This is a genomic window from Microvirga antarctica (assembly GCF_017921815.1).
GTDB classification, from domain to species: Bacteria; Pseudomonadota; Alphaproteobacteria; order Rhizobiales; family Beijerinckiaceae; genus Microvirga; species Microvirga antarctica.
In genome coordinates this window covers 1-290 of the sequence record NZ_JAGEMM010000090.1, presented here as the reverse complement: position 1 = coordinate 290, position 290 = coordinate 1, and the positions used below count along the sequence as shown (strand labels likewise).

Sequence of the window (290 nt, the reverse complement as noted above, 5' to 3'; positions counted from 1 at the left end):
CCCGATCAGATTGATGAAGAGAGACTAGGCCAGCAAATCTGTATGCATGAGCTGGCGCCTGTGGATTTAGTAATTAGGACTGGGGGAGAGCATCGCATTAGTAACTTTTTGCTTTGGCAAATTGCCTATGCCGAACTTTACTTTACGGATGTTCTTTGGCCCGATTTCGATGAACAAGACTTTGAAGGTGCGCTGCATGCCTTTGCTAATCGAGAGCGTCGTTTCGGCGGTACCGAGCCTGGTGATGACAAAGCCTGATGGGGGTTGCTTTTGCTGAAGTATCGCCTGAT

The 290-nt window shown here is 48.6% G+C and carries 1 protein-coding gene; it reads left to right on the top strand.

Translation table 11 applies throughout. The features are described from left to right. Positions 1 to 258 (top strand): undecaprenyl diphosphate synthase family protein (locus J4G32_RS20985; protein ID WP_210497621.1); only part of this gene is annotated, 258 nt, incomplete at its 5' end. Between the last annotated feature and the right edge of the window lie 32 nt (positions 259 to 290).